20 protein-coding genes are annotated in these 18,346 nt (G+C 73.4%); 13 read left to right on the top strand and 7 right to left on the bottom strand.

The window, feature by feature from the left end:
• The first annotated feature begins 56 nt into the window (after nucleotides 1-56).
• Nucleotides 57-668, top strand: a complete 612-nt coding sequence (locus IE312_RS06675; RefSeq protein ID WP_189979247.1) for a TetR/AcrR family transcriptional regulator — start codon at nucleotides 57-59, stop codon at nucleotides 666-668.
• Nucleotides 665-2,236: a glycerol-3-phosphate dehydrogenase/oxidase gene (locus tag IE312_RS06670; protein WP_189979246.1), complete on the top strand. Its 1,572-nt coding sequence runs from the start codon at nucleotides 665-667 to the stop codon at nucleotides 2,234-2,236. The genes IE312_RS06675 and IE312_RS06670 overlap by 4 nt, the downstream gene beginning before the upstream one ends.
• Nucleotides 2,237-2,294: 58 nt before the next feature.
• Here IE312_RS06670 and IE312_RS06665 read toward each other — a convergent pair whose 3' ends face one another.
• From IE312_RS06665 to IE312_RS06655, 3 genes are all read right to left on the bottom strand, one after another.
• Entirely contained in the window at nucleotides 2,295-3,746 is a 1,452-nt protein-coding gene (locus IE312_RS06665; protein ID WP_189979245.1) for a WGR domain-containing protein, read from the bottom strand.
• Between the two features lie 105 nt (nucleotides 3,747-3,851).
• Nucleotides 3,852-4,997 (bottom strand): RNA polymerase sigma factor, encoded by a 1,146-nt coding sequence (locus tag IE312_RS06660; protein ID WP_189979758.1) that lies wholly within the window; start codon nucleotides 4,995-4,997, stop codon nucleotides 3,852-3,854.
• A gap of 8 nt (nucleotides 4,998-5,005) precedes the next feature.
• Nucleotides 5,006-5,413 carry a YciI family protein gene (locus IE312_RS06655; protein ID WP_189979244.1) on the bottom strand — a complete coding sequence of 136 codons (408 nt, stop codon included), beginning with the start codon at nucleotides 5,411-5,413 and terminating at the stop codon, nucleotides 5,006-5,008.
• A 628-nt stretch (nucleotides 5,414-6,041) separates the two neighbouring features.
• On the opposite strand from IE312_RS06655, the gene IE312_RS06650 reads away from it, so the two are divergent.
• Complete coding sequence (locus IE312_RS06650; RefSeq protein WP_189979242.1) at nucleotides 6,042-7,520, top strand: glutamate-cysteine ligase family protein; 1,479 nt, start codon at nucleotides 6,042-6,044, stop codon at nucleotides 7,518-7,520.
• 6 nt (nucleotides 7,521-7,526) lie between these two features.
• Here IE312_RS06650 and IE312_RS06645 read toward each other — a convergent pair whose 3' ends face one another.
• Together IE312_RS06645 and IE312_RS06640 are read right to left on the bottom strand one after the other, a co-directional pair.
• Nucleotides 7,527-8,900 carry a S41 family peptidase gene (locus tag IE312_RS06645; protein ID WP_189979240.1) on the bottom strand — a complete coding sequence of 458 codons (1,374 nt, stop codon included), beginning with the start codon at nucleotides 8,898-8,900 and terminating at the stop codon, nucleotides 7,527-7,529.
• A 119-nt stretch (nucleotides 8,901-9,019) separates the two neighbouring features.
• Complete coding sequence (locus IE312_RS06640; RefSeq protein ID WP_189979238.1) at nucleotides 9,020-9,409, bottom strand: winged helix-turn-helix transcriptional regulator; 390 nt, start codon at nucleotides 9,407-9,409, stop codon at nucleotides 9,020-9,022.
• 129 nt (nucleotides 9,410-9,538) lie between these two features.
• Here IE312_RS06640 and IE312_RS06635 point away from each other — a divergent pair, with 129 nt between their 5' ends.
• The gene (locus tag IE312_RS06635; protein WP_189979236.1) at nucleotides 9,539-10,189 is read left to right on the top strand and encodes an FMN-dependent NADH-azoreductase; all 651 of its coding nucleotides are present in this window, start codon (nucleotides 9,539-9,541) and stop codon (nucleotides 10,187-10,189) included.
• Nucleotides 10,190-10,371: 182 nt separating this feature from the next.
• Here IE312_RS06635 and IE312_RS06630 read toward each other — a convergent pair whose 3' ends face one another.
• Nucleotides 10,372-11,133 (bottom strand): PDC sensor domain-containing protein, encoded by a 762-nt coding sequence (locus IE312_RS06630; RefSeq protein ID WP_189979757.1) that lies wholly within the window; start codon nucleotides 11,131-11,133, stop codon nucleotides 10,372-10,374.
• 37 nt (nucleotides 11,134-11,170) lie between these two features.
• A complete protein-coding gene (locus IE312_RS06625; protein ID WP_189979234.1) occupies nucleotides 11,171-11,911 on the bottom strand; it encodes a FadR/GntR family transcriptional regulator in 741 nt (246 codons plus the stop codon).
• A 110-nt stretch (nucleotides 11,912-12,021) separates the two neighbouring features.
• On the opposite strand from IE312_RS06625, the gene IE312_RS06620 reads away from it, so the two are divergent.
• The 9 genes from IE312_RS06620 to IE312_RS39100 form a co-directional block, all read left to right on the top strand.
• Nucleotides 12,022-13,053, top strand: coding sequence for an ABC transporter ATP-binding protein (locus tag IE312_RS06620; protein WP_189979226.1), 1,032 nt, complete (start codon nucleotides 12,022-12,024; stop codon nucleotides 13,051-13,053).
• Between the two features lie 53 nt (nucleotides 13,054-13,106).
• A complete protein-coding gene (locus IE312_RS06615; RefSeq protein ID WP_189979224.1) occupies nucleotides 13,107-14,306 on the top strand; it encodes an ABC transporter substrate-binding protein in 1,200 nt (399 codons plus the stop codon).
• A 3-nt stretch (nucleotides 14,307-14,309) separates the two neighbouring features.
• On the top strand, nucleotides 14,310-15,203 hold the full coding sequence (locus tag IE312_RS06610; protein ID WP_189979222.1) for an ABC transporter permease: 894 nt from the start codon (nucleotides 14,310-14,312) through the stop codon (nucleotides 15,201-15,203).
• A gap of 69 nt (nucleotides 15,204-15,272) precedes the next feature.
• On the top strand, nucleotides 15,273-16,088 hold the full coding sequence (locus IE312_RS06605) for an ABC transporter permease (RefSeq protein WP_189979220.1): 816 nt from the start codon (nucleotides 15,273-15,275) through the stop codon (nucleotides 16,086-16,088).
• 95 nt (nucleotides 16,089-16,183) lie between these two features.
• A complete protein-coding gene (locus tag IE312_RS06600; RefSeq protein ID WP_189979218.1) occupies nucleotides 16,184-16,864 on the top strand; it encodes a maleylpyruvate isomerase N-terminal domain-containing protein in 681 nt (226 codons plus the stop codon).
• Between the two features lie 91 nt (nucleotides 16,865-16,955).
• The gene (locus IE312_RS06595; RefSeq protein WP_189979216.1) at nucleotides 16,956-17,237 is read left to right on the top strand and encodes a hypothetical protein; all 282 of its coding nucleotides are present in this window, start codon (nucleotides 16,956-16,958) and stop codon (nucleotides 17,235-17,237) included.
• A 208-nt stretch (nucleotides 17,238-17,445) separates the two neighbouring features.
• Nucleotides 17,446-17,610 (top strand): hypothetical protein, encoded by a 165-nt coding sequence (locus IE312_RS06590; RefSeq protein WP_189979214.1) that lies wholly within the window; start codon nucleotides 17,446-17,448, stop codon nucleotides 17,608-17,610.
• Between the two features lie 2 nt (nucleotides 17,611-17,612).
• Nucleotides 17,613-17,888, top strand: a complete 276-nt coding sequence (locus tag IE312_RS06585) for a DUF4190 domain-containing protein (protein ID WP_189979213.1) — start codon at nucleotides 17,613-17,615, stop codon at nucleotides 17,886-17,888.
• Between the two features lie 82 nt (nucleotides 17,889-17,970).
• Nucleotides 17,971-18,346 (top strand): DUF2071 domain-containing protein (locus IE312_RS39100; RefSeq protein ID WP_229899200.1); only part of this gene is annotated, 376 nt, incomplete at its 3' end.

Genomic DNA, 18,346 nt, shown 5'->3' with positions numbered 1-18,346 from the left:
GCCGTGTCCGGGCCGGGCCGCTTCCGTCCCGGCCCCGGGGCGTTACACTGTGACACATGACGCCTATTCGTCACAACGGTTCGGGCGGCGGATCGGACAACGACGCCGTGCTCGACGCGGTACGCGACTGTGTGCTGGCCGTCGGGGTTCGGCGCACCACGCTCGCCGACGTGGCCCGCCGCGCCGGCGTCTCCCGGATGACGCTGTACCGGCGCTGGCCCGACCTGCGGACCCTAGTGGGCGATCTGATGACCCGGGAGTGGATCCAGCTGGCCGGCCGGGCCATACCCGAGCCCGCGCCCGGCACCAGCACACGCACCCGGATCGTGGACGGGATGGTGGCCGGGGTCGAGGCGTTCCGGGCCCACCCGCTGTTCCGCAAGATCGTGGACGTGGATCCGGAACTGCTCCTGCCGTACGTCCTCGACCGGCGCGGCGCGAGCCAGGAAGCGCTGCTGGCACTGCTGGGCGACGCGCTGCGCGAGGGCCACGCGGACGGCTCGGTACGGCCCGGCCACACCGAACGGCAGGCCCGAGCCCTGCTGTTGACCGTGCAGTCCTTCACCCTGTCCCTGCGCACGATGACCGACGAGGACGATCCGGAGCTGGACTCCGCCGCGTTCCTCGGTGAGCTGCGCACCCTCCTGGAGAGGACCCTGACGCCATGAGCCACACCGAGGCCGCGCCCGGCTCGTCACTGAGCGCACACCGGCGCCGCCGGGAACTGGCCGAGGCCGCGGACGGCCGGACGGTCGACGTCCTGGTGGTCGGGCTAGGCGCCACGGGCGCCGGCGTCGCACTGGACGCGGCGGCCCGCGGATTGGACGTCGTCGCGTTGGACGCCCACGACCTGGCCTTCGGCACCTCCCGCTGGAGTTCGAAACTCATCCACGGAGGGCTGCGCTACCTGGCCTCCGCGCAGTTCGACGTCGCCCACGAGAGCGCGGTCGAACGCGGTGTGCTGATGACCCGGACGGCCCCGCACCTGGTGGCCGCCCAGCCGTTCGTGCTGCCGCTGACCCCGCTGGTGTCCCGGGCCCAGGCCTCGCTGGCGTGGGCCGGGTTCCGGGCCGGGGACATGCTGCGGCTGGCCGCCCGGACCCCGCGCCAGGTGCTGCCCGCTCCGCGCCGGCTGACGGCGACGGAGGCCCGGCACCTGGCACCCTCGGTCCGTGCGGGCGGGCTGCGCGGCGGACTGCTGTCCTGGGACGGCAAGGTGACCGACGACGCCCGGCTGGTGACCGCCCTGGCCCGGACGGCCGCCGCGCACGGCGCCCGGGTGCTGACCCGGGTCCGCGCGCTGCGACTGACCGGGACGGGAGCCCGTATCCGGGACGAACTCACCGGGGAGCAGGGCGAGATCAGGGCGCGCGCCGTGATCAACGCCGCCGGGGTGTGGGCGGGCACCCTCGCCGACGGCATCCGTATCCGGCCGTCCCGCGGCACCCACCTGGTCCTGCGCTCCGAGCGCCTCGGCACCCTGCCGGCCGGCCTGCACATCCCGATCCCCGGGGAGACCAACCGCTTCGTGCTGGTCCTGCCACAAGGGGACGGCCGCGTCTACGTCGGCCTCACCGACGAGCCGGTCGAGGGCGGGATCCCGGACGTGCCGGAGGTGCCCGAGACCGACATCGGCTTCCTGCTGGACGTGCTCGGCTCGGCCCTGGACGCGCCGGTCGCCCGCGACGAGGTGGTCGGCGCGTTCGCCGGGCTGCGCCCCCTGCTCGACACCTCCGCGGGCGGCTCACCGGACCGGACCTCCGACATCTCCCGCCGGCACGCCGTACTGACCTCGCCCGACGGTGTCACCACCGTGGTCGGCGGCAAGCTCACCACCTACCGGCGGATGGCGCAGGACGCCGTCGACGCCGCGGCCGAGGCCCGGGGCCTGCGCGCCGGGCCCTCCCCCACCGCCGCGCTGCCGCTGGTCGGCGCCGCCGCACCCGCACGCCTGCGTACGCTGCCCGCACCCCGCCGGCTGGTCCGCCGCTACGGCACCGAGGCCGTCGCGGTCCACGCCCTCACCACCCGGGACCCCTCCCTCGCCGCACCCGTGCTCCCCGGCCACCCCGTCACCCGCGCCGAACTCCTCTGGGCCGTCCGGCACGAGGGCGCCCTGGACGAGTCCGACCTCCTGGACCGCCGCACCCGCATCGGCGTGATCCCGGACGACCGCACCCAGGCACTCCCCGCGGCCCGGGACATCCTCGACAGGACGACACCGGCACACCCCTGACCCACACCCCGGCATGAACACCCGACGCCCGATCACTCGGGCGGTGGTGGAGGGTGTGTCAGAGCAGGCGGCGGATGTCGCCGCGGACGCGGTAGAAGCCGCCCGCCGCCGGGTGCAGGGCGTCGACGACGTACCGGGCGCCGGGTTCTCGTATCGCGCGCGGGAACTGGACGTTCCAGGAGGAGTCGAAGCCGTCGGAGAGCACGTGCACCCGCAGCCGGCCCGCATCCTGGACGCACTCGACCACCACCGCTCCGGCGGGCGCCTGGGTGACCGTGGACACCGCGGCCGCGGCCGTGGCCGGGGCGTAGGTCGGCGTGGCGGCGGCGAGCTTGACGTCCCGTGCCACCGGCACCGTGCCCTGCTGGGCCGCCGAGACCGCCGTCTCGCTCGCGTCGACGCAGACGAGTGAGCCGTCGGTGGTGACCAGGTACAGCCGCTCGTCGCGGTACTGCATCGACAGGGCCGAACCGCCGCCCGTGCCGAGTTTCCACAGCCGCGTGCCGTCCTGGTCGAAGCAGTAGACGGAGGAGGCGGCGTCCCCGGCGAAGACGAACCGGCCGCCCGGCGAGGTGGCGCACGAGTACACCGCGCTGTCGCACGTGTACGTCGCCTCGATCGCGCCGCTGTCCTTGGCCAGCCGCTGCACCACGCGGTGCGCGGTGCCCGCGTACACCGCGTCCTGCTCCTGCCAGCCGAACAGCACCCCGCCCTTGGTGGGCGTGTGCCACAACTCGCCGCCCCCGTCCGGTGCGTAGGCGGTGACGCCCCGGTGGTGGCCGTGGTACACGGCGCGGTCGTCGGCGCGGACCATCCACGCGTGCTCGCCCTGGCTGCGGCGGGACCACTGGTGCTCGTCCTCGTGGTCGATGACCGTGAGCCGGCCGTCGCGGTCGGAGACGTCCAGGACGCCCTCGTGGATGTCCAGCCAGAAGATGTCGACGTCGGCGGCGATGTCGTAGGCGGCGAAGGGCAGTTTGGAGGAGAGGTCGTAGACCTTGCCGTCGTCGCAGCCGGCGTAGATCCAGAAGTCGTCGGCCACCAGGCACTTCACCCCGTCGGGCAGGCTGAAGCGGGCCAGGACGGCGCCCTCGTGGTCCAGCGTGTAGACGTCACCGGCCTGGTTGCCCACCCAGCAGCGCTCGTCGTCGACATGGATGCCGAACGCGGCGGAGCCGGTGCGGAACCGCCACAGCACCGGTGCCACGGCCCGTGCGGTGGACGGGGCGGAGCTGACCTGACGGCGGGTCACCGCACGCGGCGCGCGGCCGCCCCGCACCGCGGGGGCGTACCCCTTGCGGACCTTCTCCCCCACCTTCCTCGCGGCGGCGGCCCGCGCCTTCTCCGTGGTCGGGAACGTGGTCGTCTGGGTCTGCCCGGCGGCGCCGATCCGGCCGTACCGCACCGTCACCACCTGCCCGTCGACCGTCACCTCGTAGAACTTGTGGGCGCCGCCGCCCTCCTGCGACAGCTCCAGGTACGTCGTCGACACCGCGGACCCCGTGGACATGGCACACCCCTCCCCGAGTGCGGACCCGCGGCCGTTCCCGCAGGTCCTCAACTGCTCCTCACGGTAGGGGGACCCACTGACAACGCCCCCGGGCCCGGGGGCGCCTCACGATCGGCGGCGGGTGTTGAGGCGGGCGGCCTGGCGGGTGAGGTGGTCGCGCTCGGCCAGGTTGGGTGCGCGGTGGGCCGCTTCCGCGTACAGCCGGGCCGCCGTGGCCAGGTCACCGTCGCGCTCGTGCAGGTGGGCCGCCACCGCGGCGTACCGGGGCAGGGAGGCGTCCAGACCGGCGAGCGCTGCCAGGCCGGCGCGCGGGCCGTCGGCCTCGCCGACGGCGACCGCGCGGTTGAGCCGGACGACGGGGCTGTCGGTCAGGCGGGTCAGCTCGTCGTACCACTCGACGATCTGCACCCAGTCGGTCTCCTCGGCGGTGGGCGCGTCGGCGTGCAGTGCCGCGATGGCCGCCTGGGCCTGGAACTCGCCCAGCCGGTCGCGGGCCAGGGCCGCCTGCAGGATCCGGACGCCCTCGGTGATCAGCCCGGTGTCCCACCGGCCGCGGTCCTGCTCGGTGAGGGGCACCAGGCTGCCGTCGGGTGCCGTCCGGGCGGCGCGGCGGGCGTGGTGGAGCAGCATGAGGGCGAGCAGTCCCGCGACCTCCGGATGGTCGATGCGGGCGGCGAGCTGCCGGGTGAGCCGGATCGCCTCGGCGGTGAGGTCCACGTCGCCGGAGTACCCCTCGTTGAAGACGAGGTACAGCACGCGCAGCACGGTGGCCACGTCACCGGGCCGCCCGAACCGTACGCCCGAGACGGTGCGCTTGGCCCGGCTGATGCGCTGGGCCATGGTCGCCTCCGGCACCAGGTAGGCCTGGGCGATCTGCCGGGTGGTGAGCCCGCCGACGGCGCGCAGGGTGAGCGCCGTCGCGGAGGCCGGGGTCAGGGACGGGTGGGCGCACAGGAAGTAGAGGTGGAGCGTGTCGTCCACCGCGGGCACGGGTCCGGGCGGAGGCTGTTCGTCGTGCAGGTCCTCACGCCGGCGGCGGGCGGTGTCCGCCCGGACCTGGTCGAGGAACTTGCGCCAGGCCACGGTGACCAGCCAGCCCTTGGCATCCCTCGGCTGCTCGCCGGGCCAGACGCGGAGCGCCTCGACGAGGGCGTCCTGAACGGCGTCCTCGGCCGCCGCGAAGTCGGCTCCGCGGCGGACGAGGACCCCGATCACCGTCGGCGTGAGGCTCCTGAGCAGGGCCTCGTCCATCGAGCGGATCATTCCGTGACGGTGGGCGGCGCGGCCAGGAACGGGCGGACCTCGAGCCACTCGTGGATCGGCTTCCCGCCCGCGCCGGGGGCCGCCGACAGTTCCCCGGCCAGCTCGACGGCCCGCTCGTAGCTGTCGACGTCGATCACCATCCAGCCGGCGATGAGGTCCTTGGTCTCGGCGAACGGGCCGTCGGTGACCGGCGGGCGCCCTTCGCCGTCGGAGCGGACCCAGGTCCCCTCGGGGGCGACCGCCTGGCCGTCGACGAACTCGCCGGTCTTCTCCAGCCGGGCGGCGAAGTCCTGCATGTACCGCACGTGGGCCGCGATCTCCTCCGGTGTCCACTGGTCCATCGGCACGTTGTTGACCGGGGCCGGGGCGCCGCGGTAGTGCTTCAGCAGCAAGTACTTGGCCATCGTGCTTCTCCCTGGTGGTCGTGCGACACATTGTGGTCGCGCTCACCCCTGGGACGCAGCCGGTCGCGGCTTCTCGACATCGCCGTCCGAAGTTTTTTTCCGGCTCCCGCGGACACCGGGCGGGGCGGCCGGCCACCGGGTGCTCCGGCAGGAGTCCCGCCGAAGTCCGCGCACGAGTCCGCGCCGGGGTCCGACGGGGCGGGGAACGGCCCGAGCGCATGGTTTCGCCGTTCCCCGTCCCTGCCTGTCGGCACACCGCCGCTCGGGGGTGCCAGGCGGTGTGCCGGTCCGTGGGGTCACGACCTGCGCGGACGTACCGGATCACCGGTCCCGTCCCGGAGCCTTCGCGGATCGATCCTGCTCCGACCCTCCGGCGCCGCGCCCCTGCGCGCCAGCCGGAGGGGTCCGGCCGGGTGAGCGGCACACCCGGGCCGGTCCGAGGAGGACGGGGTAGGACGGTCCCCGGTCGTCAGCGGTGTCGGCGCCGTGGGCCTGCGGACGGGAGTGCCCCCGCCCGCAGCGCCCGCGCCAACGGCGCCCGCGCACCGGCCGGTCCCCGCTTGGTGCCCCTCGGGCGATGGTGCGACGCTGGGTGGAGAGGTGTCCGACGAGGGGACATGGAGGGCCGATGGGGCGCGACGTCCCGGCGCTCGTCTTCACCCGCGAGGACCGCCGCCGGTACCGGATCAAGATGCACGAGTGCCTGGAGGCGCTGGCGCAGATGCTGCGCGAGGCGCGGTTCGAGTCGGAGCGTCCGCAGGTCGGCCTGGAGATCGAGCTGAACCTGGTGGACGACGGGGCCGAGCCGGCGATGCGCAACACCGATGTGCTGGAGGCGATCTCCGACCCGGCCTGGTCCACCGAGCTGGGCCGGTTCAACCTGGAGATCAACGTGCCGCCCCGGCGGCTGACGGCGGGCGGCCCGGACGCCTGGGAGTCGGAGATCCGGGCCGCGCTGAACCACGCCGACGAGCGGGCCCGGTCGGTGGGCGCCCGGCTGCTCATGGTCGGGATCCTGCCGACGCTGCGGCAGGAGGACATCAGCGAGGAGTCCCTGTCGGAGAATCCCCGCTACCGGCTGCTCAACGACCAGATCTTCGCGGCCCGCGGCGAGGACCTGCGCATCGAGATCGACGGGGCCGACCGGCTGCGGACGTACGCGGACACGATCACCCCGGAGGCGGCCTGCACCAGCACGCAGTTCCATCTGCAGGTCTCGCCGGAGGAGTTCGCCGGCTACTGGAACGCGGCGCAGGCGATCGCCGGGGTGCAGGTGGCCCTCGCGGCGAACTCCCCGTTCCTGTTCGGCAAGGAGCTGTGGCACGAGACGCGGATCCCGCTGTTCGAGCAGGCCACCGACACCCGCCCGGAGGAGATCAAGGTGCAGGGGGTACGGCCCCGGGTGTGGTTCGGGGAGCGGTGGATCACCAGCGTCTTCGACCTGTTCGAGGAGAACCTGCGCTACTTCCCGGCCCTGCTCCCGCTGTGCGACGAGCAGGACCCGGTGGAGACGCTGGACCGCGGCGACACCCCCGAGCTGTCCGAACTCACCCTGCACAACGGCACGATCTACCGCTGGAACCGGCCGGTGTACGCCGTGGCGAACGACCTGCCGCACATCCGGGTGGAGAACCGGGTGCTGCCGGCCGGCCCGACCGTCGCCGACACCCTCGCGAACGGCGCGTTCTACTACGGGCTGACCCGGGCCCTGGTGGAGGAGGACCGGCCGGTGTGGTCGCGGATGTCCTTCGCCGCCGCCGAGGACAATCTGCACGCCGCCGCCCGGCACGGCATCGACGCGCTGCTGTACTGGCCCGGGATGGGCGAGGTGCCGGTGCCCGAGCTGGTGCTGCGCCGGCTGCTGCCGCTCGCGCACCGCGGCCTGGAGCACTCGGGCATGGACGCGGCGTGGCGGGAGCCGCTGCTGGGCGTCATCGAGCAGCGCTGTGTGACGGCGCGCAACGGAGCGGTGTGGCAGAAGGAGATGTTCCACCACGTCGCCGGCACCGCGCACGCCGGCCGGCACGAGGCGCTGCGCCGGATGACCCAGGTGTACATCGACTACATGCATCTCAACGCCCCGGTGCACACCTGGCCGGTGGACTGAGCGGGATCAGCGGCGCGCGCGCAGCACGCGTACCGCGCGGTCGAACGCCGAGTCGCGGTGGTGCGCGAACTCCTCCTCGGTGAAGACGGGTTCGGTGAGCTGCGGCGGGATGCCCGTACCGTCGAAGGTGCGGCCGGTGCGGGTCAGGTACTCCTCGTTCGGCAGGACGAAGAGCATGCCGTCGGGGAGCGTGCGCATCATGACGTCCGAGAAGACGCCCTGGGTGGGCTGCCCGATCCGCACGGTGCGCCCGGGGCGGTCCAGCAGGGCCTGGGTGAACGTCTCGCCGGCGCTGACGGTGGATCCGCCGGTGAGGACGGCGACCGGTCCGGTGTACCGGGGCGCGCGGGCCGGGACGACGGGCACGGGTTCGGGCCGGGTGTGGCGGGTGGGGTCGGCCGGGTCGTTGCGGGCGCGCTTGGCGTACGCGGTGTAGGGGGTGCCGGTCAGCCGGGCGGCGATGCGGATGCCGAGGGCGTCGGAGCCGCCCCCGTTCACGCGCAGGTCGATGATCAGTCCGTGCAGGCGCCGGGTGCGTGCCGGGGTGAGGACGGTGTCGAGCGTGCGGTCGAGTTCCGCCCGCTCGGCGGTGAACGGCGCGTCGTCGCCGGCGTAGCCGCCGAAGCCGGAGATCCGCAGGTAGCCGAGGTCGCCGGGCAGATCGGCGTAGGTGATCCGGCCCGCTGCGAAGTCCTGGCGGTTCTTCGCGTCCTTCAGGTCCCGGGTGACGGTGAACCGCTTGACCCGGGCGTCCAGTCGCGGGCTCGGCGGCTCGGTACCGGGCCGTACCTCGGCGAAGACGCGGTCGCCGTCCTTGACCGCGACGTGGGCGTCGTGGAGGGGCCGCAGCATGCGGCTGATGATGCCGAACAGTTCGGCCCGGGTGGTGCCGGGGTGCACCTGGGGCCGGTACCGGTCCCGGACGGCGTGCCAGTCGACGCCCTTGAGCGCGAAGAAGGGGTAGTTCTCCTCGAAGGTCTGCCAGAGCACGTCGAAGTCGGCCCGGGGGTCCGTGGCCGGGGGCCGGGTGCAGTCGGCGGGCAGGGCCCGGAGCCGGGTCAGCCGCCGGTGCCCGACCGAGCTGTCCGCGGTGAGCCGGGCGTGGTCGCGGTCGTGCGTGGTCCGTACCGTCAGGGCGGTGCCGTCGGGTGTGAGGTAGTTGCCGGGTCCCGTCTGCCGTGCGGAGTCGCCCGCGAGGCAGCCGGCGGCGGATGTCTGGTACTCCCGCAGGGCCCCGTCGCCGAGGACGAGCAGGGTGCCGTAGCCGTCGGTGCGCCACACCCCGTCGGTGGCGGACCGGCCGGCCGGCGCGGCGGAGGCGGCGGGCAGGGCGGTGGCGGCGACGGTGAGGGCGGCGGCGACGGCCGTGGCGATGCGCACGAGGGGTCCTCCGGATCGGGGCGGGTGGCGGACCCCCACCGTCCCGGGCGGCCGCACTCCCCCGCCATCCGGCGGACCGGCGCTCCGGCCCGGGGGAAAGCCCCAGGGCGCAGCCGCCGCTAGCGGTGTACGGCGGGCCGTTCCAGGCTCGTCCCGGGGCAGCCCGAGGACTGGGGCAGATGGGACTTCGCCCACTCGGCGAGTGCGCGCAGGGCGGGCTCCAGGGCGGCGCCGGCGTCCGTCAGCCGGTATGAGACGCGCAGCGGGGGGCCCTCGTCGACCTCGCGCAGGACCAGGCCGGCCGCGCCGAGTTCGGCGAGCCGGTCGGACAGCATGCGTTCGCTGATGCCGGGGATGGCCCGCCGGAGGTCGGTGAAGTAGGCGGGCTGTTCCACGAGGACGGCCACGATCGGGCCGCTCCAGCGTTTGCCGAGCAGCTGGAAGACCTGGGTGATGCCGTCGTCCACCCGCTTGCACGCCGCACTGTCGTGGTTCTGCTCCGCCGCCATGACCTCAGGGTACTACTTCACCGTATGGGGCTGAGAAAAAGTAAGTCCATGTGTTAAACATAGTCCAGTACGAAACGTGAGCCGGGCGCTCCGTGGCGTCCGGCTGTCCTCGCTTCCTTGGAGACACCCATGGCCACCCTCCTGCACATCGATTCGTCCGTCTTCCCGGCCGAGGAGTCGGCGTCCCGCGCCGTGACGGAGGCCTTCCGCAAGCACTGGGAGGAGCAGCACCCGCAGGGCACGGCCGTCTACCACGACCTCGCGGCCGAGCCCGTGCCGCACATCACCGCCGACGCACACCTGGCCGGCTTCGTCCCGGCGAGCGCGCACACCCCCGGGCAGGCCGCCGCCTTCGCCGAGCGCGTGCGGCTCATCGAGGAGCTGGAGCGGGCCGACGCGATCCTGATCGGCGCGCCGATGTACAACTACACGATCCCGTCGACCCTCAAGGCCTGGCTGGACAACGTGATCCTGATGGGCCGCACCGCGGGCGAGAACCCGTCCGCCAAGGGCACCCCGGTCACCGTCGTCGCCAGCCGGGGCGGCTCGTACGCGCCGGGCACCCCGCGCGAGGGCTACGAGTACGTGCAGAACTACCTCCGGGCCGTCCTGGCCGACGCCCTCGGCCTGGACGTGGAGTTCATCGTCCCGGAGCTGACCATGGCAACGAAGAACCCGGCGATGGCCGAGCTGGTCCCGCTGTACGAGGCCTCCCGCGACCGTGCCTTCCAGGCCGCCGCCGCCAGGGCCCGGCAGCTGGCGGAGCGCGTCGCGGCCTGAGCCCTTTCCCGTAACCGCCTCGCAGCCCGAGCCCCCTGCCGTACCGCCTCGCGTGATCCCGGGGCCGGCCCCGTGCCGGCCCCGGGATCACGCGTGCGCAGGGCCCGAGGTCACGCGTGCGCAGGGTCGGCCCGAGGTCACGCGTGCGCTCGGCCCGAACTCACGCGTACGCACGGCCGCGTTCAGGCGGCCAGGACCAGCACCAGGGGGACGCCCCGGCAGGGCACGAGGCGCAGGCCGTCGTACACGCCGGGCCGCCCGGTGGCGAGGACCCCGCCGAAGTCCGGGCCCTTGGTGAGCGAGCCGGCCAGGTGGGCGGGGTCGGCGGAGGCGGCGACCCGGCCGCGGGCGTTCACCAGACGGGCCGGCCCGGGCAGCCCCCGCAGCAGCGGCAGCACGGCCGCCTCGAAGTGCCGCAGGTACACGTCGGCCGCCGCCACTCCGGCGAACGCCCCCCGGGAGCGCACCGGTTGGGACAGGGTGAGGCTGTACTCGTCGGAACAGAGGTAGTCCACGTACGGTCCGGCCACGGCCCGGCGCCCGGTGTCGCGGGGCAGCGCGAACCAGTCCCAGTGCGTGTAGTCGGAGTAGGCCGACCGGCCGGGGTCGAGATCGAGCAGGAGCGGGCGTACGGCGCCGTCGGCGCCCGTCTGCCACCATTCCAGCCAGGCCGGCACGTCGGCCAGCAGACCGGGGGCCGCGACGAAGCCGGCACCGGAGACGAGTTCCCCGTGGCGCAGCCGCAGATGCAGTCCGGGGCGCAGGGCGGCGAGGTCACGGCTGGCGGGCCGGCGGCCCTCGGCGGCCACCCGTTCCAGCAGGGCCGCGGTGTCGGCGCGGATGCCCGCGACCGCCGCGAAGACGGCCTCCAGCGCGCCGCCCACCCGCGCGGCCACCCAGGTCTCGGGGTCCGTGGCGACGGTGGCCCCGGGACTGACGACCATCATGTCCTCCAGCGGACGGGATCCGGACGCGACGCGGTCAGAGCGCGAGACGTACGGCGACGAGCCGCGCCGTCGACTCGCTGACGCACCGCTCGGCCAGCGTGCCGGCCGTTTCACGGACCCCATCCTGCACGGCGGAGACGACGGAGCGGTGACGCTCCGCAACTTCTTCACGATATGCGTCGTCGGCCAGGACGAGACACAGCAGGGCGCCCACCTCGCTCTGCAGGGCGACCTGTTCGCGGGTGAGCCGGGCCGACTGCGCCGCGGCGGCCAGTTCCACGTGGAAGCGGCCGTAGAGCCGGCTGCGCGCCGCCGCGTCCCCGGCCACCGCCAGCTCTCCGGCCGTCCGGTGCAGCGGCTCCAGGTCCGCGGGTTCGGTGCGCCGGGCGGCGAGCCGGGCGGCGGCGCCGGACAGCGCGGCCCAGTGGTCGCCGAGGTCCCGCAGCTCCTCGGTGCTCCAGCCGCGCAGCCGGGACTTGAGGCGGTCGTCGGCGGGGACCTCGGGAAGCGAGACGAAACTGCCGCCGCCGCGGCCCCGGCGGGTGGTGACCAGACCCTGCTGGCGCAGCGCCATGAGCGCCTCCCGCAGGGTGACCGTGGAGACGCCGAGCCGGCCGGCCAGTTCGCTCTCGCCGGGCAGCTGCTCGCCGTCGGCGAGGAGCCCCAGCTCGATCGCGTCGCCTATGCGGCGGACGACCGCGTCGACGCGGGCCCGGCTGTCCACGGGGCTGAAGACGGCCTTGCGGGCGCCTGCGTCTGTCTCGTGCTGCCTCACGGCCACCACCTCGTGCGCTGACTCAAGCTTTACCCTAACGGGACCTTGAGCTATGACCTATGACTTCATATGTTTGCGGTCAACGTTCAGCGCGCCAGAAGGGTTCCCGCATGGAGGGACGTGCGATCCGGTTGCAGGGCCTGCGCAAGTCGTTCGGCGACACCACCGCCGTGGCCGGGGTCGACCTGGAGATCCGGGACGGCGAGTTCTTCTCGATGCTGGGCCCGTCCGGTTCCGGCAAGACGACGGTCCTGCGGCTCGTCGCCGGGTTCGAGACACCCGACCGGGGCCGGATCGAACTCGCCGGACAGGACGTCACGGGCCTCGCCCCGTTCGAGCGGGACGTGCACACCGTGTTCCAGGACTACGCCCTCTTCCCGCACATGACGGTCGAGCAGAACGTCGCCTACGGCCTCAAGGTCCGCAGGGTGCCCAAGGCCGAACGCCTGGTCCGCGCCCGCAAGGCGCTGGCCGAGGTCGGCCTCGAAGGCTACGGCCCACGCCGTCCCGCCCAGCTGTCCGGCGGGCAGCGCCAGCGCGTCGCCCTCGCCCGCGCCCTCGTCGGCCGCCCCCGCGTGCTGCTGCTGGACGAGCCGCTCGGCGCCCTCGACCTGAAGCTGCGCGAGCGCATGCAGGTCGAACTGAAGGCGATCCAGCGGGAGGTGGGCATCACCTTCGTCTTCGTCACCCACGACCAGGAGGAGGCCCTGACGATGAGCGACCGGATCGCCGTCCTCGACCGGGGCCGCATCGCCCAGGTCGGCACCCCCGCGGAGATCTACGAGCGTCCGGCGACCCCCTTCGTCGCCTCCTTCGTCGGCACCTCCAATCTCCTGGAAGGCGAGGCGGCCCACCGGATCACCGGCTCCCCGGGCACCTACAACATCCGCCCGGAGAAGATCCGCGTCCTCAAGGACGCCGCCGAGCCGGACGAGCCGGAGCACACCACCGCCACCGGCACCGTCGCCGAGGTCGTCTACCTCGGCGACGCCACCCGCTTCCTGGTCGACCTGGACGGCGGCGGCCGGCTCACCGCGCTCCAGCAGAACCTGGAGACCTCCTCCGCGGACGTCGCCGCCTACCGCGGTACCCGGGTCCGCCTCCAGTGGCACCACCGGCACGCCGTCCGCCTGCCCTCCTGACCCGTCCGCCTGCCCGCCTGCCCACCTGATGCCCCCTCCCCCTGGAGTACGCCGTGCGCCTCACCCGTACCCTGCGCTCCTCAGCCGTCTGCGCCGCCGCGCTGCTGCTCGCCGCCGCCTGCGACTCCTCCGGCCCCGGCGGCACGTCCGCCACCGGCCTCAACCCGCCCGACCTCAAGGCCCCCACGAAGCTCGGCAGGACCGAGGGCCAGGTCAACCTCATCGCCTGGGCCGGCTACGTCGAGGACGGCTCCAACGACCCCGCGGCGAACTGGGTCTCCGGCTTCGAGAAACGGACGGGGTGCCGGGTCCGTTCCAAGGTCGCCGCCAGCTCGGACGAGATGGTCAAGCTGATGAAGACCGGCGAGTACGACGCCGTCTCCGCCTCCGGCGACGCCTCCCTGCGCCTGATCGCCTCCGGTGACGCCGCCCCCGTCAACACGGACCTGGTCCCCCACTACCGGGACGTCTTCAGCGGGTTGAAGAACGGCGCCTGGAACTCCGTACGGGGGAAGATGTACGGCATCCCGCACGGCCGGGGCGCCAACCTGCTGATGTACGACACGGCGAAGGTCAGGCCCGCGCCCACCTCCTGGTCCGCCGTCTTCGACGACGCCCCCCGGTACAAGGGACACGTCACGGCGTACGACTCCCCGATCTACATCGCCGACGCGGCCCTGTACCTCAAGGCCACCAGGCCCGAGTTGAAGATCAGGGACCCGTACGCGCTCGACCAGAAGCAGTTCGACGCGGCCGTGGCACTGCTGAAGCGGCAGAACGCGAGCGTGGGCGAGTACTGGAGCGACTACCTCAAGGAGGTCTCCGCCTTCAAGAGCGGTGACTCGGTGGTCGGCACGACCTGGCAGGTCATCGCCAACCTCGCCGCCTCCGAGGGCGCGAAGGTCAAGGCGCTGGTCCCGAAGGAGGGTTCGACCGGCTGGTCGGACACCTGGATGGTCTCCGCGAAGGCCAAGCACCCCAACTGCGCCTACAAGTGGCTCGACTGGATCGTCTCCCCCGAGGTCAACGCCCAGGTCGCGGAGTACTTCGGCGAGGCTCCCGCCAACTCCAGGGCGTGCGCCGAGACCAAGGACAAGAACTTCTGCACGGTCTACCACGCCGCCGACGAGAACTACTGGAAGAAGATCGCCTTCTGGAACACGCCCATCGAGCAGTGCCTGGACGGCCGCACGGACGTCAGGTGCGTGCCGTACGCCAAGTGGGTGCAGGCCTGGACCGAGATCAAGGGCTGAGCCGTGACGACCGACGTGCCGCCCGCCGCCGGCCGGGGCACCGTCCGGCGGCTCGCCGGAACCCTGCACCGCAGGCCCCGGCTCCGCCTGGCCCTCCTGCTCACCGGCCCGCTGCTGTGGCTTTCCGTCCTCTACCTCGGTTCGCTGGCGGTCCTGTTCGTCTCCGCCTTCTGGACCACCGACTCCTTCACCTCCCAGGTGGTGAAGGTCTGGTCGACGGACAACTTCCACGCGCTGTTCACCACGCCGGTCTACCGCCAGGTCGTCCTGCGCAGCGTCGGCGTGGCCCTCGCGGTGACCGTGCTGTGCGCGGTGATCGCCTTCCCCCTCGCGTTCTACACCGCCCGCGTGGCCCGGCCGCAGCGGCGCCCGTTGCTCGTCGTCGCCATCCTCACCCCGCTGTGGGCGAGTTACCTGGTCAAGGTGTACGCCTGGCGGCTGATCCTGTCCGAGGGCGGGCTCGCCGACTGGATGCTCGCGCCGTTCGGACTGAGCGGCCCCGGCTACGGCCTGCCCGCCACGGTCCTCACCCTGACCTACCTCTGGCTGCCGTACATGGTGCTGCCTCTCCACACGGCCCTGGAACAGCTCCCGGCCGGCCTGCTGGAGGCGTCCGCCGACCTCGGGGCGCGGCCGGGGCGGACGTTCCGCTCGGTGGTGCTGCCCATGGTGCTGCCCTCGGTCGCCGCCGGCTCCGTGTTCACCTTCTCGCTCAGCCTCGGCGACTACATCACCGTGCAGATCGTCGGCGGCAAGACCCAGCTGATCGGCAATCTCGTCTACTCCAACATCGAACTCAACCTGCCCATGGCCGCCGCGCTCGGCACCGTGCCCGTGGCGGTGATCGTCCTGTACCTGCTGGCGATCCGCCGCACGGGCGCCCTGAACAGCCTGTAGCCCCGCCTTGCCGCACCCGGAGCACCGAGGCACTCGGAGCCCCCTGGGCACTCGGAGGAGAGAGGCACCATGCACCTCAGCCGCACCGCGCGCATCGCCCTGCGCATCGGCGCCGGGCTCGGATTCGCGGTGATCTACGTCCCGCTGCTGCTCGTCCTGGTCAACTCCCTGAACCCCGACCGCAGCGCGAGCTGGCCACCGCCGGGACTCACCCTGCGCTGGTGGTCGGCGGCCGCGCACAACTCCGGGGCGCGGGCGGCGTTGTGGGTCTCGGTGAAGGCGGGGCTGGGCGCCACCGCCATCGCACTCGTCCTCGGCACCCTGATCGCCTTCGCCGTGGCCCGGCACCGGTTCTTCGGCCGCGACACCGTGTCCTTCGTCGTGGTCCTGCCGATCGCGCTGCCCGGCATCGTCACGGGCATCGCCCTCAACTCGGCGTTCAGCACGGTCCTGGCGCCGCTCGGCGTGGGTCTCGGCCTGTTCACGGTGATCGTCGGGCACGCCACCTTCTGCATCGTCGTGGTCTTCAACAACGTGGCGGCCCGACTGCGCCGTACGGCCCGCTCCTACGAGGAAGCGGCCATGGACCTCGGCGCCACCGCCTTCCGCGCCTTCGCGGACGTCACCTTCCCGCTCGTCCGCTCCGCGCTGCTGGCGGGCGGCCTGCTCGCCTTCGCCCTGTCCTTCGACGAGATCGTGGTCACCACGTTCACCGCGGGGCCGGGCATCGAGACCCTGCCCGTCTGGATCTTCGGCAACATGACCCGGCCGCAGCAGGCGCCGGTGGTCAACGTGGTGGCCGCCGTGCTGGTCCTGCTGTCGGTGATCCCGGTCTACCTAGCCCAACGGCTGTCCGCGGACACGGCGACCTCCAGCCGGGTATGAGCAGGGCGACGGCCGGGACCGGGCCGTCGGCAACCGGTCGTACGGCGGTCACGCTCGCGTGGGTCGTCGCAGCGCATGTTCGAGGGGACGACAGGATGAGCACAGGAAAGCCGGTCGACCCGGCGCGGACGTTGGGCACGGTCTACCGGGCCTCCTCGGCCGCCGTCGCGGGACTGGGTGACGAGGAGTCCTGGCTGCCGACCGGGTGTACGGGCTGGGCGGTCCGCGATCTCGTCTTCCACTGTCTGCAGGACGCCCAGCGCGGACTCGTGGCCCTGCACACGCCGTCGGACCAGCCCGTCGACCGGGACGCGGTGACGTACTGGCAGGACTGGCGGCCGGACAGCGCCGGCGCGGCGAACGGGCGCCGCTGGGCGCGGGTGAACGGGAGCATGTTCCTGGTATTCGCCCAGTTGCAGGAGCTGTACCGGGAGACGCTGGCGGCGGCTGCGCACGCGGCTGCCGCCGCGGACCCGGCCCGGCACGTGGCGACGCAGGGCCACGTGCTGACCGCGGGCGACCTGATCACCACGCTGGCGGTCGAGGCGACCGTCCACCATCTCGACCTGACCGTCCGGCTGCCGCTCGCCCCCGCTCCCGCCCCCGAGGGTCTGACGGCGGTGCGTGCCACGCTGGACGGTCTGCTCGGCCGGCCCGCCCCCGCGGACTGGACCGACGAGCGGTACGCGCGCGTGGGCACCGGCCGGGCCGCGCCGACCGACGCCGAACGCGCCGCCCTGGGCGCGGCGGCGGACCGGCTCCCGTTGTTCGGCTGAGGTCCGCCCGCACGCCCGATGCGGGGACACCCGCGGGCGACACCTGCGCGGTGCGGGACATCCCGGCCGGGTTGATGGAAACCTGCGCCCCATGAACAACCCTCCCAGCATCAACAGTTACGTCGACCGGGTCACGGCCGGACCCGGCGGGGCCCTGACCGACGAGGTCGGCGTCATCACGGGCGACCTCACCGTCGCCACCATCCTCCTGGCCGACGGCCACAGTGCGCGGGTCGCCGTCCAGTCCTCCGGGAGCGACACCTGGTACACGCTCTCCGGCGGCCCGGCCCCGGTGCCGGCCGGCCAACTCGCCGCCTACCACCGGGATCTGCTCGGCCGTATCCGCCGCGGTGGAGGAGCGCGCGCGACCTGAGCCGGGCCGGAGCGCCGTCGGGCCGGTGCCGCCGACGGACCGTCGGGACGGGCTGCGTGAGACGGCGCTCGCGGGTAACCCGCGATGTCATGAACGCGTTGAAGAAGCGGACCCGGCGACCCACCGTCACCGCGACCGCAACCGCATCCACGTCCGTCACCACGCCCGTCACCACGCCCGTCACCGTCACCGGAGCGGGGAGGTAGCCGTGCTCTTCCTGGTCGTCGCCCTGCTCCTGCTGGGCCTCGTCGTGGGAGCGGCCGCCTATCTCCCCTGGCCCCTCACGCTGGTGCTCGGCTCGCTCATCGCCGTCTGGCTCGTCGTCTTCGCCGGCCGCGAACGGCGGCGCCGCAACCGGACCAGGAGGGCCTGACCATGCGCCTGACCGCTCCCCCTTCGTACCGGACGGGCCGACGGGACACCGAGGGGATGGCCGTGGCCTCCTTCGTCCTCGGACTCGTCGGACTCCTGGTCCTCAACCTGATCCTCGGCCCGATCGCCATCGTGCTGGCCGTGATCGCCCTGCGGCGGGACACCCCGCGCCGGTTCCGCGCCCTCCTCGGGCTGGGACTGGGCATCGCGGACCTGGTGCTGCTCGCCGTCCTGATGGCCGCGCACGGGACGGCGTCCTGGTCCGTGTGGGGCGGCTGAGCCCGTGGCACGACACGCCGGGTTTCGCGGCCACGCTGCGGGGGAGTCGGTGCCCGTGGTTTCGTACGGTCCTCCTCACCGCGTGCACGTGCCGGGACTGCGGGCCCACTGGTTGACGCAGACGTTCGTGCACTGGCCCTATCCGCCCGACCGGATCCAGTCGCTGCTCCCGCGCGGGCTGACCGTGGACACGTACGACGGTTCGGCGTGGGTGAGCCTCACCCCGTTCGTCATGGCGGGTGTGCGCCCGCACGGTTCGCCCGCAGCCCTGCCCCCCTTCGCGGAGACCAACCTGCGCACCTACGTGCGGGGCCCGGACGGCGGGCAGGGGCTGTGGTTCCTGTCCATCGAGGTGGCCTGCCCGGTGATGCTGGCCGCCCGTGCGGTGGGGGTGCCGTACCACCTCGGCCGCCTGCGGCTGGCGCGCCGCGACGGCGTGGTGGCCTACAGCGGCGCGC

The sequence above is a fragment of the Streptomyces capoamus genome, assembly GCF_014654935.1.
GTDB classification, from domain to species: Bacteria; Actinomycetota; Actinomycetes; order Streptomycetales; family Streptomycetaceae; genus Streptomyces; species Streptomyces capoamus.
Note: the sequence above shows the minus strand (reverse complement) of the source record. Positions and strands in the feature narration are given on the sequence as shown.

Coding starts and splice junctions, on each gene's coding strand:
- IE312_RS06650 (WP_189979242.1), top strand. CDS start 6,042: ATGGGGCGCGACGTCCCGGCGCTCGTCTTCACCCGCGAGGACCGCCGC.
- IE312_RS06600 (WP_189979218.1), top strand. CDS start 16,184: ATGAGCACAGGAAAGCCGGTCGACCCGGCGCGGACGTTGGGCACGGTC.
- IE312_RS06630 (WP_189979757.1), bottom strand. CDS start 11,133: ATGGTCGTCAGTCCCGGGGCCACCGTCGCCACGGACCCCGAGACCTGG.
- IE312_RS06635 (WP_189979236.1), top strand. CDS start 9,539: ATGGCCACCCTCCTGCACATCGATTCGTCCGTCTTCCCGGCCGAGGAG.
- IE312_RS06605 (WP_189979220.1), top strand. CDS start 15,273: ATGCACCTCAGCCGCACCGCGCGCATCGCCCTGCGCATCGGCGCCGGG.
- IE312_RS06660 (WP_189979758.1), bottom strand. CDS start 4,997: ATGGACGAGGCCCTGCTCAGGAGCCTCACGCCGACGGTGATCGGGGTC.
- IE312_RS06670 (WP_189979246.1), top strand. CDS start 665: ATGAGCCACACCGAGGCCGCGCCCGGCTCGTCACTGAGCGCACACCGG.
- IE312_RS06640 (WP_189979238.1), bottom strand. CDS start 9,409: ATGGCGGCGGAGCAGAACCACGACAGTGCGGCGTGCAAGCGGGTGGAC.
- IE312_RS06675 (WP_189979247.1), top strand. CDS start 57: ATGACGCCTATTCGTCACAACGGTTCGGGCGGCGGATCGGACAACGAC.
- IE312_RS06585 (WP_189979213.1), top strand. CDS start 17,613: ATGCGCCTGACCGCTCCCCCTTCGTACCGGACGGGCCGACGGGACACC.
- IE312_RS06655 (WP_189979244.1), bottom strand. CDS start 5,413: ATGGCCAAGTACTTGCTGCTGAAGCACTACCGCGGCGCCCCGGCCCCG.
- IE312_RS06620 (WP_189979226.1), top strand. CDS start 12,022: ATGGAGGGACGTGCGATCCGGTTGCAGGGCCTGCGCAAGTCGTTCGGC.
- IE312_RS06665 (WP_189979245.1), bottom strand. CDS start 3,746: ATGTCCACGGGGTCCGCGGTGTCGACGACGTACCTGGAGCTGTCGCAG.
- IE312_RS06595 (WP_189979216.1), top strand. CDS start 16,956: ATGAACAACCCTCCCAGCATCAACAGTTACGTCGACCGGGTCACGGCC.